Here is a 14,965-nt window from a genome sequence, read left to right as displayed (position 1 = left end):
GAGCGCGGTTGCCGGCGGGATGGAAAGCAGCAGCTGTCGCCAGGCGCGGAACGCCGGCTGCGTGCCTGTGGGCGATGCAGATCGCTCAAGGCACGCGCCGAGTCTCAGGCCTCTTCGAGCACCACCACCCGCTGCCCGGCGCGCACCGCGGAGCCGGGCTGCACGCGTACCTCGCGCACCACCCCGTCGCGCGGTGCGAGCACGGGGATCTCCATCTTCATCGACTCCAGGATCACCAGCACGTCGCCGGCCCTGACCGTGCTGCCGGGCTCGACCTGTACCTGCCAGAGGTTGCCGGCGATATGGCTGTCGATGCTGTGCAGGCCGGCGCCCAGCGGCGCGTCCTCGCCCAGGTCCGGGCCGACTTCCTCGACCTCGAAGTGCGCCTGGCCGGATGCAATCCAGCGCTGGCGCTCGGCATCGAAGGCCGCGCGCTGCTGGCCGCGGAAGGCGGCGATACCCTCGGCCTGGTCGGCGAGAAATGCCTGGTAGTCGGCCAGCTTCAGCTCGCTGTGCTCGATGCGCAGCTCATGCCGGCCGAGCGGGAAGTCGCGGCGGATGCGCAGAAGCTCGTCGGCGGCGACCGGGTAGAAGCGGATCTGGTCGAAGAAGCGCAGCAGCCAGGGCTTGCCGTCGAAGGCCTCGACCGCGCGGTAGCGGTTCCACATCTGCAGGGTGCGGCCGACGAACTGGTAGCCGCCGGGGCCTTCCATGCCGTACACGCACATATAGGCGCCGCCGATGCCCACCGAGTTCTCCGCGGTCCAGGTACGTGCCGGGTTGTACTTGGTTGTGACCAGGCGATGCCGCGGGTCGAGCGGCGTGGCCACCGGCGCGCCGAGGTAGACGTCACCCAGGCCCATCACCAGGTAGCTGGCGTCGAATACCGTGCGGTAGACCTCGTCGAGATTCGGCAGGTCGTTGATCCGGCGGATGAACTCCAGGTTGCTCGGGCACCAGGGTGCGTCCTTGCGCACCGTGGTCATGTATTTCTCAATCGCCAACTGGCAGGCCGGGTCATCCCAGGACAGCGGCAGATGGACGATGCGCGACGGCACCTTGAGATCCTGCGCCTTGCACACCGCATCCCACTCGCCGATGACGATGGCCAGCAGGTTGGCCAGGGACAGGGTTTCCGGCTGGTAATGCACCTGCAGTGAACGGATGCCGGGCGTCAGGTCGATCACTCCTCTGGCGAAACGCTCGCTGCCGATGGCGCTGGCGTCTTGCTCAACGAGACCGAACTTCGCTTCCAGCGCCTGCATCAGCGCATGGCCGCGGAAACGCAGCACCAGGTCCAGCTCGGGCTGGCCGATTTCCAGCAGCAGGTGGGTGTCACCGGAGAGCCGTGCGACCAGGCGCTTGTCCTGGCTGCCGATGTCGAGGATCACCGGCGGCTCCAGCGGGATCGGCTGCCAGTCCACCGCCACCGGGGCCAGCGTTTCCACTTCGGCCAGGCGGGCGCGGGCCAGTTGCCGGGCGCTGTCGATGTTCACCGGAACGAAGCGCACCCGGTCGCCGGCCTTGAGCTGGCCGAGCTGCCAGAGGTCGGCCTCGATGATGGTCACCGGGCAGACGAAGCCGCCCAGGCTCGGGCCATCCGGGCCGAGGATCACCGGCATGTCGCCGGTGAAGTCCACCGCGCCGATGGCGTAGGGGTTGTCGTGGATGTTCGAGGGGTGCAGGCCGGCCTCGCCGCCGCTTTCGCGCACCCATTCCGGCTTGGGTCCGATCAGGCGCACGCCGGTGCGGCTGGAGTTGAAGTGCACTTCCCAGTCGGTGGCGAGGAAGGTGTCGATATAGCCCGGAGTGAAGTACTCAGGCGCGCCGTGCGGGCCGTAGATCACCCGCAGCTCGCGTACCGCCGGCAGCGGCTGGAGCAGAGTGTCCGGCAGCTGCGCGCCGGCACTCGAATCGCTCAGCGCAAGCAGGTGCAGCACATCGCCGGCGCGCAGTGCGCGGCCGCCGTGGCCGCCGAACTGGCCGAGGGTGAAGGTGCTCTTGCTGCCCAGGTAGTCCGGCACCTGGATGCCGCCGCGCAGGCACAGGTAGCTGCGCGCGCCGCTGCCGGCGATGCTGCCGAGCGCCAGGGTGCTGCCGGCCCTGACCAGCAGCGCGCGGTTGTTCGGCTGGTCGACGCCGTCCAGGCTGACCGGGATTTCGGCACCGGTCACCGCCACCACCGCATCGGTGTTGAAACGCAGTGTCGGGCCGCTCATGGTGATTTCCAGGCCGGCGGCGCTGGCGTCGTTGCCGAGCAGGCGATTGCCCAGGCGCAGCGCGCGGTCGTCCATCGGCCCTGACGGCGGCACACCGACCGCCCAGTAGCCGAGGCGGCCGGGCACGTCCTGCACCGTGGTCTGGGTGCCGGCGCCGAGTACCTCGAAGGTGCTGGCGCGGTAGACCAGGTCTTCCAGGCAGCGCGTCCACGGATTGCCGCTGGCGAAGGGGGCGTCAGCAAGGATCTGCCGCAGGTAGTCGCGGTTGGTCTCCACGCCATAGAGCAGGGTGTCGGCCAGCGCCTGCCGCAACGCTGCGCTGGCTTGCTCGCGGGTCGCTTGCCAGGTGATGACCTTGGCGATCATCGGGTCGAAGTAGGGCGGGATCTCGCAGCCGGCCTCGACCCAGGTATCGATGCGCAGGCCCTGGCCGTCGGCAGCGGGGAACTGCACGGCGGTCAGCAGGCCGGGGCTGGGCTGGAAGTCGCGGCCCGGATCTTCTGCGTACAGGCGCGCCTGGATGGCATGGCCGTTGGGCCTGAGGTCCCTCGCCAGCTCGGCCAGGGGCGGCAGGTCGCCGGCGGCCAGTTCGATCATCCAGCGCACCAGATCGACGCCCCAGACCTGTTCGGTGACGCCGTGCTCGACCTGCAGGCGGGTGTTCACCTCGAGGAAGTAGAAGCGCTGCGCCTCGGCGTCGTAGACGAACTCGACGGTACCGGCGCTGCGATAGCTGACCGCTTTCGCCAGCTTGATTGCCGCCGCGCAGAGTGCCTCGGCCATGCCGGCCGGCAGGTTCGGCGCCGGGGTCTCTTCCAGTACTTTCTGGTTGCGCCGTTGCACCGAGCAGTCGCGCACGCCGAGGGCGATGACCTCGCCACGACCGTCACCGAACACCTGCACCTCCAGATGGCGGGCGCGCTGGATGTACTTCTCGATGAACACGCCGGAGTCGCTGAAGTTGTTCTGACCCAGGCGCTTGACCGCCTCGAAGGCATCGCTCAGCTCGGCGGCGCTGTGGCACACGCGCATGCCGATGCCGCCACCGCCGGCGGTGCTTTTCAGCATCACCGGGTAACCGACGGCTTCACCTGCCAGCAGCGCGGCGTCGAGGTTTTCCAGCAGTTCGGTGCCTTCGAGCATGGGCACGCCATGCTGCTTGGCCAGCGCGCGGGCGGTGTGCTTGAGGCCGAACACCCGCAGCTGTTCCGGCGTCGGGCCGACGAAGGCGATGCCGGCGGCCTCGCAGGCTTCGGCGAAGGCGGCGTTCTCGGAGAGAAAGCCGTAGCCGGGATGGATGGCTTTCGCGCCGCTGCGCTGGGCGATCTGCAGAATCTTCTCGACCACCAGATAGGTCTGCGCGGCCGGGCCTTCGCCGAGGCTGTGGGCTTCGTCGGCCTGCTGCAGGTGCAGGCTGGCGACGTCGGCCTCGGAATACACCGCGACGCCCTTGACGTTGAGTTCGCGCAAGGTGCGCAGGATGCGGCAGGCGATGGCGCCACGGTTGGCGATCAGGAGTTTGTCGAACATTCGAGGTGTCCTCGAAAAAGGCGGGCCGTCCCGCCGGTCATTCGGTCTGCGCCACGGTCGTCCGTGGCTGAAATTCTGTGACCCGGACCATGCCCAAGTGATGGTCTGTAGGTTGGGTTGAGCTTGCGAAGCCCAACACGGCGGTGCCGGGCTGTCTGCGTTGGGCTTCGCAGCGCTCAACCCAACCTACGATGGCGCTTGCGCCCTCAATCCCACACCAGCACCTCGGCCGGGGTAGGGTTCCAGCCGTTGCACGGGTTGTTCAGCTGCGGGCAGTTGGAGATCAGCACGATCACGTCCATGTGCGCCTTGAGCTCCACATACTTGCCGGGGGCGGAGATGCCGTCGGCGAAGGTCAGGCCGCCTTCGGGCGTCACCGGCACGTTCATGAAGAAATTGATGTTGGCGCCGATGTCGCGCTTCTCCAGGCGGCCGTCGGTGAGGCTGGCGCGCAGGAAGTTGTCACGGCAGCTGTGCATGTAGCGCTTGTCCAGCGCATAGCGGACCACGTTGCTCTCCTGGGCGCAGGCGCCGCCGAGGGTGTCGTGACGGCCGCAGGTGTCGGCGACGATGGTCAAAAGGGGGTTGCCCAGGTTGGACCAGAGCACCGTGCCGGCGGTTAGGTAGACGCTGTTCTGCTTGCGCAGGGTGCGCTGCGGGTCGTAGCGCTCGCGCGGGTTGCGGGCGCTGAAGAACAGGGTGTCGACCGCCTGGTTGCCTTCCAGGTCGAGCAGGCGCACGGTCTGGCCTGCCCTGACTTCGCAGAGGAAGGGTTCGCCGGCGGGGATTTCATGGCGGAACACCGCCGCTTCGGGCTGCAGGCTGCTTTCGATCAGGTTCATGGCGCTGCTCCTACAGGTAAAGCCGTTCGGTGTTGTGGAAACCGCGCGCGTTTTCCGGGCGCGAGCTGCGGCAGAGCACGCTGATGCCGTCGCTTGCGACCTGGTGCCAGGACAGCTGCACCGGCTTGGGCGCGTACTGCGGATTGGGGTCGAGCGGATGCTGCAGGGCGGTGAGCACCACCAGGGCGTCCATCGGCGCGTACAGCTCGATGTAGTCGCCGGCGCTGGAGTTGCCCGGCTCGAAGTGGAAGCGGCCGTCGTCATCCACCGTCACCTTGCTGAACAGATTCAGCGTCATCAGCAGGTCCTGGACGTTCAGGTTCCACTTGCCGATCTCCACCAGCAGGTTGTCCGTGCCGTTGCGGTAGAAACCGTTGCGCAGTTCCTGGTAGCGGCCCTGGCCGTACTTCTCGGCGACTTCGGCGGCATTGAGTACGCCGCCGAAGCTGTCATGCCAGCCGCAGGTGTCGGCGCTGATGGCGGCGAGAATCCGGCCCATATCCGAGTACAGGCAGTGGCCGGCGGTGAGCTTGGCGGTGTGCTGGCACTTCAGGGTGTCCGGCAGGTTCAGGCGCTCGCTCTTCTCCATGGCGTTGAGCAGCAGCAGGCTGACGTTGGCGCCGCCTTCGAGGTCGGTGATGCGCAGCAGCTGGCCGCGCTTGAGGACGAAGGAGGTGTGCCCACCACCGGGCACGAATTCCTCGTAGAGGGTAGGGCGCAGGCTGAGGGATGCAGTCATTGGGGGTGCTCCTTACAGGGCCGATTGCAGGTCGCCGGTGATGTGCGCCGGCAGGGCCGCGACGGCGGCGCGCTGGGCGCGGCGGTCGCTGTTCAGGGGGATGTCGTAGGTGATGCGCGCGCCGAAGGCACCCGGCGCATGCGGATCGATGCGGGTCTTGTCGAACACCAGCAGGCGGGTGCCGAGGCTGAAACCTTCGGACAGGTCGTGGGTGACCATGAACACGGTCACCCCGGTCTCCTGCCATAGCTCCAGCAGCAGGCCGTGCATGTCCTTGCGGATGCCCGGGTCGAGCGCGCCGAAGGGCTCGTCGAGCAGCAGCACGCGCGGCTTCATGATCAGCGCCTGGGCGATCGCCAGACGTTGCTGCATGCCACCGGAGAGCTGGCTGGGGTACTTGTCCAGCGCATGCCCCAGACCGACCTTGTGCAGGATGGCCGCCGCCTGCTCGCGCGCCTCGCGCTTGGCGCGGCCGAACAGCCGACCGAGCAGCCTGGCCCGTGGCAGCTCCAGGCCGATGGCGACGTTGTCCAGTACCGACAGGTGCGGGAACACCGAGTAGCGCTGGAAGACCACGCCGCGGCTGCTGTCCGGCTCGGCGGCCAGGGGCTGGCCATCCAGCAGGATCTCGCCGCGGCTGGCGCGCTCCTGGCCCAGCAGCAGGCGCAGGAAGGTCGACTTGCCGCAGCCGGAAGCGCCGACCAGGGTGCAGAACTCGCCCTGGTTGACGGTCAGGTTGAGGCGCTCCAGAACCACCTGGTCACCGTACTCCTGCCAGACATTCTTCACGTCGATGAAGGTGCGGGCTGGCTGCGTCAGAGTGCTGCGCTCCGGGCTTCTTGTCAGCGACTCGCTCGCGACGGGCCTGTTTTCTATCGGCTTCATGCCTTGGCTCCTTCGTACCAGGGGAAGCACAGCCGGGTCAGCTGGCGCAGGCCCAGGTCCATCAGCCAGGCGAGCAGGGTGATCCAGACCACGTAGGGCAGGATCACATCCATCGCCATGTAGCGGCGCACCAGGAAGATCCGGTAGCCCAGGCCGTCGGTGCTGGCGATGGCTTCGGCAGCGATCAGGAACAGCCAAGCCGAGCCCAGCACCAGCCGCAGGGCGATCAGCAGGCGTGGCAGCAGTTGTGGCAGCACCACCCGCAGGATCAGCGTCCAGGTGCTGGCGCCGAGGGTCTGCGCCTTGATCAGGATTTCCTGGGGGATCTCGCGGGCACGCTGCTCCAGATCGCGCGCCAGCACCGGGGTGATGCCGATGACGATCAGCATCACCTTGGCCAGCTCGCCGAGGCCGAAGACGATGAACAGGATCGGCAGGATCGCCAGCGGTGGCACCATCGACAGCACCGTCAGCAGCGGCGACAGCGGCGCGCGAAACAGCGGCAGGATGCCGGCGGCGATGCCCAGGCAGAGGCCGAGCAGGGCGGCGATGCCGATGCCGAGCCCTAAGCGCGACAGGCTGGCGCCGGTGTCCTGCCAGAACAGGTAGTTGCCGCTGCGCTTGTCCTCGGTGAAGGCCAGGCGATCGATGGCGGCGGCCATCTGCGTGGCGCTGGGCAGCAGCTTGTCGCCGGGGTTGTCCGCCAGCCGACTCGCCGAGGCGCTGAAATAGAGGAACAGCAGCAGGGCGAACGGCAGCAGGACCAGAACCAGGCGGCCGGCACGGTCAGGGTGTCGGTTGATCAAGCGCATGGCTGTCTCTTTGTGTGTTGGGTGAGTTACCCATCAAAGGGCGCGAAGGTGGATGGATGAAGCGTCATCCACCCTGCGAGGGCAGGTTTGCCCGCCCGATCAGAGCTTGCCGTCGGCCGCCATCTGCATGTAGCTGGGGTCGAAGCGCAGCTTGATGTTGTCTGCGTTACCGGTCTGCACATCAGCGGCGAAGGCCATGCCGATGGCGCCGGCGTCCGGTGCGCCGTCGCCGAGCAGGCCGTGGTCGAAGCTGAACTCGGCGACCTTGGTCATGGTTTCCGGCAGTTGCGAACTGGTGGCGAAGGCCACGGCGTCCTTGGCCGAATAGAACATCCGGGTGGCTGCCAGCTGTGCCTCGTAGCCGGCAAGATCGGTGCCGGACGCCTGCGCCATGTGCTCGCGGGCAGCGCGGCCAGCCTCGTCATCGGCGCTCATGGTGGCCATCACCTCGTACCAGGCGCCGGTCAGGGCCTTGCCGAAGGCGGGGTTGTCCGCCAGGGTCTGGGTGTTGACCACCATCAGGTCGATGATTTCACCGGGGATCTGGCTGGAGTCGAAAACCTTGCTCACCGAAGGCATCGCCTCGACCTCGGCCAGCAGCGGGTTCCAGGTGGCGACGGCATTCACCGACGGCGTGGCGAAGGCGGCCACCAGGTCGGCATCGGAAGTGTTCACCACCTTCAGGTCGCGCTCGCTGAGGCCGGCGCTTTCCAGGCCGCGGGCGAGCAGGTAGTGGGAAACCGACAGCTCGACCAGGTTGACGTCCATGCCCTTGAGGTCGCTCAGCGACTTGCCTTCGCCCTTGAGCACGATGCCGTCGTTGCCGTTGGAGAAGTCGCCGATGATCAGCGCGGTGGAATCGATGCCAGCCGCGGCGGGAATGGTCAGGGCGTCCATGTTGGTCATGCTGCAGCCATCGAACTGGCCGGCGCTGTACTGGTTGATCGACTCGACGTAGTCGTTGACCTGCACCACGTCGATCTCGATGTCGTACTTCTCCGCCCACTTGTCGACGATGCCCTCGGCCTGGGCGTATTCCCACGGCATCCAGCCGGCGTAGATGGTCCAGCAGACGCTGAAGTGGTCTTTCTGTTCGGCGTGGGCGGGCAGGCTCAGGGCGGCGGTGAGGCCGGCGGCGACCAGCGAGGAGACGAGGGACTTGCGCATGATGGAACCTCCAGTTCGATTATCGGCGTGCAGGAGTGGCGCGGCCTTGCTGGCGCGTTCTCCCGGGCTTTTGTCCCGCCGTGTAACCTCGAAGGAGGTCGTCGACTCTCGGACCAGTCACCCGTCACTTCCGCGACGGGCCGGAACCCTAGTCGGCCATTGCAAGTTGTAGTGCCGCACTCCCGATAAGGTTCGATCAGCTCGAAGACTCATCGGGATCGCTTCTGCATGCAGGCTTGTTAGCGAACATCGTGCCAGCTCGCCGGAACTGCGCCTTGCGGGGCCTGGGCCCGGCAATCACGGCGCGGTTCAGGCTATATCTGCACCGTGCTGGTGCGTACTCGCCTGCTGCTGGTGCGTCAGAGCGCGCCTTCGGCGGCCTGGCGCATGTAGGTGTTGTCGAAGCGCAGCATCACTCGCGTCGAGTCGCCCAGTACGCTGCCGTCATCGAAGCGGATACCCAGGTGATCGAGACCTTCGCCGGCGTCGCCGAGCAGCTTGTGCGCGTCGGCGAAGTCGACCACCTGCTGCATCAGGTCCGGCAGCTTGGCGGCGCTGGCGAAGCGCAGTGCGTACCGCGGCGCATAGAAGGAGCGCAGGGTCTTGAGCTGCAGATCGAAGTCCTCCGCAGTAGTCCCGGCGGCGGCCGCCATGCGTGCCCGCGCGGCGTCGCCGGTGGGGTTGCGCAGACCCATCAGGCGCTGGGTCTCGAACCAGGCGCCGGTCAGCGCCTTGCCCAGCTCCGGGTTCTCGGCCAGCACCTGGCTGTTGATCACGGTGAGGTCGATGATCTCGCCAGGGATGTGCCGCGAACTGAACACCTGGCTGACCTCGGCTTGCTGGCGAATGCTCGAGAGCAACGGGTTCCAGGTGATCACCGCATCGCCTTCACCGGCGAGGAAGCGCTGCACGATGTCCTTGTCGGAGGCGCCCAGGATGGTCACGTCGCTTTCTTTGAGCAGCGCCCAGTCCAGCGCGCGGCTGAGCAGGTAGTGCGACACCGAGTTCTCCACCAGCAGCACCGTCTTGCCCTTGAGGTCGCGCAACTTCAGGTCCTTGCCGCGCAGCAGCAGCCCGTCCGCGCCGTCGGAAAAGTCGCCGATGATCAGCGCCGTGGAGTCGACGCCAGCGGCGGCCGGGATGGTCAGCGCATCCATGTTGGTCATGCTGCAGGCGGCGAACTCCCCCGCTGCGTAGCGCTCGATCGAATTGACATAGTCGGGTACTTCCTCGACCTGGATCTGGATGCCGTACTTGTCGGCCCACTTCTTCACGATGCCCTGATCGGCCGCATAGCCCCAGGGCATCCAGCCGGCGAAGATCGACCAGCAGACGCGGAAGCTCTTGGGTTCGGCGTGGGCGGGAAGGCTGCTGAGCAGGGTGAACAGGGCGACGGCGAGAAGACGGGCGAGGGAGGGAAAACGCATGGATACCTCAGGCAGGTGGGCGGGTGCAGTGCAGGGTCGCGGGAAGGACCTGCGGCTGGCGTAAGCGAGCGGCGTGCCAGTTTGACCATCGGTCGGGATTGGCCGGCCTTGAGCGGCGCATCAGGTGCTCGCACTGCACCCTGGCGAGGCGTGATGGAGAGCAGTCGCTCCGATGTGGAGCGCCGTGCGAACCGAAAATGGGGCACACTGTCAAAACGCCAGCCCGGCAAGACTGCCGGTGCCGTGCAAGCACGGCTTTGCGGCTGCTCGATGAGGTAATGAAGATGAAAGCGTTCGTATCACTGTTGCTAGTGGCTGTATTGGGCGTGGGCCTGACGGGTTGCAGCGTGCGCGCCCCCGGCGTCGATGTCCGCGTCGGTGACCCGGGCGGCGGCCCGCCGCACTGCCCGCCGGGCCAGGCCAAGAAGGGGCGCTGCTGAGGGCCTGCTGGCCTAAGCGTCCTCGGCCAGGCGGCGAGTTGCCTGGAGCATCCCTCACCCGCCTTCGGCACCCTCTCCCGGTGGGAGAGGGAAAAGCCGTACAGGCTCTGCAGCTCTGTAGAACCACACCGCGCCATCGCCCCGCAGCTGTCCTTCTCCCTCCGGGAGAAGGTGGCGCGCAGCGCCGGATGAGGGAAGCGCCGGCGCTGCAGGGAGTTCTGGCAGCCGCCTTACATGAGCCGCGCTTCAACGATCTCCGGTGCGCCACCCAAACGGGTGAGGCTGCTCTTTTCCTATCTCGATGTGCTGAACTGGCGGGGTGACCGTCCGGTCACAGTTCGGCGTCGCTATCGACGCAGATGGCAGTAGCTGCAGGAGGCCGTGTAGTCGGCAGTTCGGCTCCAGCACGCTCATATCGAACAAAAACAATAGATATGGAGTGGTGCTCTGATGATTCGAGAATCCCTTGGCCGGCTTTCGCGAGCCGCGCTGATGTTGCTTTCCCTGGCGCTCTGGCCGCTGCTGGCGGCAGCCGATTCGGCGCCGGTGCCGATCGTCTTCGTGCACGGTTCGTCCGGCTCGGCGGCGCAGTTCGAAACCCATGCCATGCGCTTCACCAGCAATGGCTTTCCACAGAAGCGCCTGTATGCCTTCGAGTACGACACCAGCGTCATCGACAACGGCGCGCTGGTGCTCGCCCAGCTGGATGCCTTTCTGGATCGGGTGCGTGCCGAGAACGGCGTGGACAAGGTCCATGTGGCGGCCCACTCCCGCGGCACCGCGGTGATGACCGCCTACCTGAACAGCTATCCGGGCGGCAGCGCCAAGGTCGCGCGCTACGTGAATATCGACGGGCGCTTCCAGCCGACATTGCCCGGCGGTGTGCCGACCATCGGCATCTGGGGCGAGTGGAACTCCGGCGGCGCTTACGCGCGTCTGCCAGGCCTGACCCAGATCGGCCCGAACCCGCAGGACAACTTCCACTTCCCCGAGAAGGGCCATACCGAGGTCGCGACCTCGGCAGAAGCCTTTGCCCTGATGTATCGCTTCTTCCTTGGCGAGGAGCCGCGGGTGACCTTCGTCGTGCCGCAGCAGCCGAACAAGGTGCGGGTCTCCGGGCGGGCAGTGATCTTCCCGCAGAACGTCGGCTATGCCGGTGCCACCCTGGAAGTCTGGCGAGTGGCGGCCGACAGCGGCCAGCGCATCGGCAAGGCGCCGCTGCTGACCAAGCGCCTGGATGCCACCGGGGCGTTCGGTCCGTTGGCGGTGGATGGTCGCTACCACTACGAGTTCGCCCTGGTGCGCACCGATGGCAGCGTGCATCACTTCTATCAGGAGCGTTTCTCCCGCTCGAATCACTTCGTGCGCCTGAACAGCAGCATTCCCGGCACCGGCCTGGACCTGCTGATCCCCAAGAGCGAGCGTCATGCGGTGCTCAATATCAGTCGTCAGCGCGAGTTCTGGGGTGATCAGGGCGAGCGTACCGACCGCCTGCGCATCAACGGCACCGATATGCTGACCGCGCAGATCGCGCCGCGCAGCCAGGTGATTCTCGCCAGCTACGCGATGGATGCCGGCCTCGATGGCCAGACCGATCTGGGCAAGGGCATGCTGCCGCCGTTCGAGACCATCCCCTTCATTTCCGCTGCCGACGTGTTCGTGCCGGCCAGCAGAGCTGCCGATGGCGTGGTGCGGGTAGTGCTGCGCAGCCGTGATGCCAGTCGGGTGGTGCAGCTCAATGTGCCCAACTGGGCCTCGGCCACCGACCGCATCAGTGTGCAGTTCCGCGATGACGCGCTGCCGTTCGGTGACTATGCCGGCTATCTGCGCCATCAGGCGCGCTGCAAGATCAAGCCGCGTCTGGGCATGGAACCGGGCGCCTACTGCCGCTGAGCCTGGCCGCCAGGCCGCTCAGGGAGCGGCCTGGCGAAAGGCTTCATCTTCTTCGCGCAGGGCGCCCAGCAACGCCTGGGCGGCCGGCGACAGGCTGTGGCCGGCGCGGCTGACCACGCCGTAGGCCGAATGCTGGCGCGGCACATTGCCGGCGACCGGCAGCACGGCCAGTCGACCGTTGGCAACGTCTTCGGCAATCACGTCCCAGGGCGCCAGGCTGATCACGTCGCTCTGCGCCACCAGTGCCTTGAGCACCATGAAATTGTCACAGCGGATGCTCAGCGGCCGATCGCGGCCGCTGAACTCGCGTACCGACGCCTCCACCGTTTCCGGTAGCTGGGTGCCGGCAAAGGCCAGCGTCGCCAGTTCGCGCCCGTCCAGTGGGGCCTTGCATAGCATCGGATGTTCCGGGCGGCAGAACAGCACGCCGGCATGTTGCTGCAGTGGCTCCACGGCCAGCAGCGGGTCGTCCTGCAGCTCGCGGATGTCGGCGACGAAGACCTCCAGATGCTCGTCCAGCAGACGCATGCGCAGGCTGCGCCAGTCATCGATGCTCAGCTCGATGCGGATGCGCGGATGGGCCTGCGCCAGGCGGCCGATCGCCTGCGGCACCAGCCGCGCGGCAGGGAAGGGGCCGGCACCCAGGCGCAGCTCGCCCATCTGCAGGTTGCCTAGCTGGGCCACTGCGTTCTGTAGCGAGCGGCTGCCGGCGAGCAGTCGTTGGGCATGCTCCAGAACCAGTTGGCCGTGGGCGGTGAGGCTGATGCCGCGACTGTGGCGATCGACCAGGCGACACTCCAGGCTGGCTTCCAGCGCCTGGATGCTGCGGCTCAGGGCCGGCTGGCTGAGATGCACGGCTTCGGCGGCGCGAGCGAAGTGGCCGTGTTCGGCAAGGGCGACGAAATGGCGGAGCTGACGAAGATCGTTCATGCGCTCTCTGCATTGAATTGTTGAAAAAGTTGCATTGGAATTATTGGTCGGTTGCGGCGCAGAGTGCAATCCATCGTCGGCGGGCTGCTCCGCGGACGAGTTCAGGGAGATATTCATGCTGCGTCCGTCACTCCTGCTGCTTGCACTGTTCACCAGCGTCCAGGTTCAGGCCGCGAGCCTCGCCAGGGATGCCGAGCCGGCTACCCGCGCGGCCCAGGCCGCGGTGCTCGAGCGCCTGCCGTTCGCCGATCGCGGCGCGTTCGCCGATGCCCGCCGCGGTTTCATCGCCGCCTTGCCGGATGCGCTGGTGCCTGGCAGCGACGGCCAGCCGGCCTGGAGCATGGCGCCCTATGCCTTCCTCGCCGCGGACAAGGCCCCGGCCACGGTCAACCCGAGCCTCTGGCGCCAGGCGCAGCTGAATGCCATTCACGGTCTGTTCGAGGTCGCCGAGGGCATCTACCAGGTCCGCGGCATGGACCTGGCGAACATGACCATCGTCGAGGGCGAGCAGGGCCTGATCGTCATCGACCCGCTGTTCACCCCGGCCACCGCGCGGGCGGCCCTCGATCTGTATCTGGCCCACCGCCCGGCGAAACCGGTGGCGGCGGTGATCTACACCCATAGCCACATCGACCACTTCGGTGGCGTCAAGGGCGTGGTCGACGAGGCGCAGGTGGCCGCCGGTGCGGTGCGCATCTATGCCCCCGAAGGTTTCATGGCCCATGCGGTGAGCGAGAACGTGATCGCCGGCAATGCCATGAGCCGTCGTGCCACCTACATGTACGGCACGCGCCTGGCGCCGGGCGAGCGTGGTCACGTCGATACCGGATTGGGCAAGACACTGTCGAGCGGCGAGCAGACGCTGATTCCACCGACCGACAGCATCGGCGAGAACGGCGTGCAGACCATCGCCGGTGTCGAGATCGAGTTCCACATGGCCAACGGCAGCGAGGCGCCGGCCGAGCTGATGCTGTACTTCCCGGCCCAGCGCGTGCTGAACACGGCCGAAGTCACCTCCCAGCACATGCACAACATCTACACCCTGCGCGGCGCCGAGGTGCGCGACGCCAGCCGCTGGTCGCGCTACATCGACGAGGTGCGCGAGCATTTCGGTGGGCGCACCGATGTGCTCATCGCCCAGCACCACTGGCCGGTCTGGGGCGGCGAGCGCAGCCGGCAGTTCCTCGCCGTGCAGCGCGACATGTACAAGTACGTCCACGACCAGAGCGTGCGCCTGATGAACCACGGCTATCGTCCCGGGGAGATCGCCGAGAGCCTGCAACTACCGGCGAGCCTGGAGCAGCAGTGGGCGGCACGTGGCTACTACGGCACCCTCAAGCACAACGCGCGGGCCATCTACCAGAAGTACCTCGGTTGGTACGACGCCAACCCGGCCAATCTCGATCCGCTGCCGCCGGTTGAGTCGGCGCGCAAGAGCATCCAGTACATGGGCGGCATCGATGCGGTGATCGCTAGGGCACGCGAGGACTTCGCCCGCGGCGAGTACCGCTGGGTGGCCTCGGTGATGAGCCAGGCGGTCTATGCCGAACCGGACAACCGCGCCGCGCGCGAGCTCGCCGCCGATGCCCTGGAGCAGCTTGGCTACCAGGCTGAGTCGGGGCCCTGGCGCGGCGTCTACCTGAGCGGCGCGCTGGAGCTGCGCGAAGGCGGCCCGGACCGCGCGGCGGCCAAGGGGCTGGGGACCGACCTGCTCAAGGCCCTCGACACCGGGATGTTCTTCGATCTGCTGGGGATTCGCCTCAACGGGCCGAAGGCTGCGGGCAAGCACATCGTGCTGAACTGGCGCTTCAGCGACAGTGGCGAGGACTTCCGCGTCAATCTGCAGAACTCGACCCTGACCTGGTTGCCCGGTCGCCTGGCGGAGGATCCCGACGCGACCGTCCACCTGACCCGCGCCACCCTCGATCGCATCCTGCTCAAGCAGACCAGCTTCCCCAAGGCGGTGCTGCTGGGCGACATCAAGGTCGACGGCAATCCGCTCAAGCTCTTCGAGCTGCTGCGGCTGATGGACGACTTCGAGCCCAACTTCGCCCTGATCGAGCCGAACCGGGAGCGCTGAA

At 67.0% G+C, this 14,965-nt stretch carries 11 protein-coding genes and 1 riboswitch; of the genes, 3 read left to right on the top strand and 8 right to left on the bottom strand.

Annotation, left to right across the window (positions count from 1 at the left end):
- Positions 1-104: 104 nt before the first annotated feature.
- The 7 genes from uca to DBO85_RS00420 form a co-directional block, all read right to left on the bottom strand.
- The gene (uca, locus tag DBO85_RS00450) at positions 105-3,749 is read right to left on the bottom strand and encodes an urea carboxylase (protein WP_108104196.1); all 3,645 of its coding nucleotides are present in this window, start codon (positions 3,747-3,749) and stop codon (positions 105-107) included.
- A 206-nt stretch (positions 3,750-3,955) separates the two neighbouring features.
- Positions 3,956-4,591, bottom strand: coding sequence for an urea amidolyase associated protein UAAP2 (locus tag DBO85_RS00445; RefSeq protein WP_108104194.1), 636 nt, complete (start codon positions 4,589-4,591; stop codon positions 3,956-3,958).
- Between the two features lie 10 nt (positions 4,592-4,601).
- Complete coding sequence (locus tag DBO85_RS00440) at positions 4,602-5,330, bottom strand: urea amidolyase associated protein UAAP1 (RefSeq protein WP_108104192.1); 729 nt, start codon at positions 5,328-5,330, stop codon at positions 4,602-4,604.
- 12 nt (positions 5,331-5,342) lie between these two features.
- Complete coding sequence (locus DBO85_RS00435; RefSeq protein ID WP_108104190.1) at positions 5,343-6,215, bottom strand: ABC transporter ATP-binding protein; 873 nt, start codon at positions 6,213-6,215, stop codon at positions 5,343-5,345.
- On the bottom strand, positions 6,212-7,027 hold the full coding sequence (locus tag DBO85_RS00430) for an ABC transporter permease (RefSeq protein ID WP_108104188.1): 816 nt from the start codon (positions 7,025-7,027) through the stop codon (positions 6,212-6,214). The genes DBO85_RS00435 and DBO85_RS00430 overlap by 4 nt, the downstream gene beginning before the upstream one ends.
- Positions 7,028-7,126: 99 nt before the next feature.
- Entirely contained in the window at positions 7,127-8,194 is a 1,068-nt protein-coding gene (locus tag DBO85_RS00425; RefSeq protein ID WP_108104186.1) for a putative urea ABC transporter substrate-binding protein, read from the bottom strand.
- A gap of 57 nt (positions 8,195-8,251) precedes the next feature.
- A riboswitch (guanidine-I (ykkC/yxkD leader) is annotated at positions 8,252-8,357 on the bottom strand.
- A gap of 196 nt (positions 8,358-8,553) precedes the next feature.
- Positions 8,554-9,621: a putative urea ABC transporter substrate-binding protein gene (locus DBO85_RS00420; RefSeq protein WP_108104184.1), complete on the bottom strand. Its 1,068-nt coding sequence runs from the start codon at positions 9,619-9,621 to the stop codon at positions 8,554-8,556.
- 278 nt (positions 9,622-9,899) lie between these two features.
- Here DBO85_RS00420 and DBO85_RS19355 point away from each other — a divergent pair, with 278 nt between their 5' ends.
- Positions 9,900-10,061 carry a hypothetical protein gene (locus DBO85_RS19355; RefSeq protein WP_233356525.1) on the top strand — a complete coding sequence of 54 codons (162 nt, stop codon included), beginning with the start codon at positions 9,900-9,902 and terminating at the stop codon, positions 10,059-10,061.
- Between the two features lie 450 nt (positions 10,062-10,511).
- A complete protein-coding gene (locus tag DBO85_RS00415; protein ID WP_108104182.1) occupies positions 10,512-11,954 on the top strand; it encodes an alpha/beta hydrolase in 1,443 nt (480 codons plus the stop codon).
- An 18-nt stretch (positions 11,955-11,972) separates the two neighbouring features.
- Here the strand turns inward: DBO85_RS00415 and DBO85_RS00410 are convergent, their stop codons facing one another.
- Positions 11,973-12,884, bottom strand: coding sequence for a LysR family transcriptional regulator (locus DBO85_RS00410; protein ID WP_108104180.1), 912 nt, complete (start codon positions 12,882-12,884; stop codon positions 11,973-11,975).
- A gap of 115 nt (positions 12,885-12,999) precedes the next feature.
- Here DBO85_RS00410 and DBO85_RS00405 point away from each other — a divergent pair, with 115 nt between their 5' ends.
- A complete protein-coding gene (locus DBO85_RS00405; protein ID WP_108104178.1) occupies positions 13,000-14,964 on the top strand; it encodes an alkyl/aryl-sulfatase in 1,965 nt (654 codons plus the stop codon).
- Position 14,965: the final 1 nt, after the last annotated feature.

The organism is Pseudomonas mangrovi (assembly GCF_003052585.1).
Taxonomy (GTDB): Bacteria; Pseudomonadota; Gammaproteobacteria; order Pseudomonadales; family Pseudomonadaceae; genus Aquipseudomonas; species Aquipseudomonas mangrovi.
Note: the sequence above shows the minus strand (reverse complement) of the source record. Positions and strands in the feature narration are given on the sequence as shown.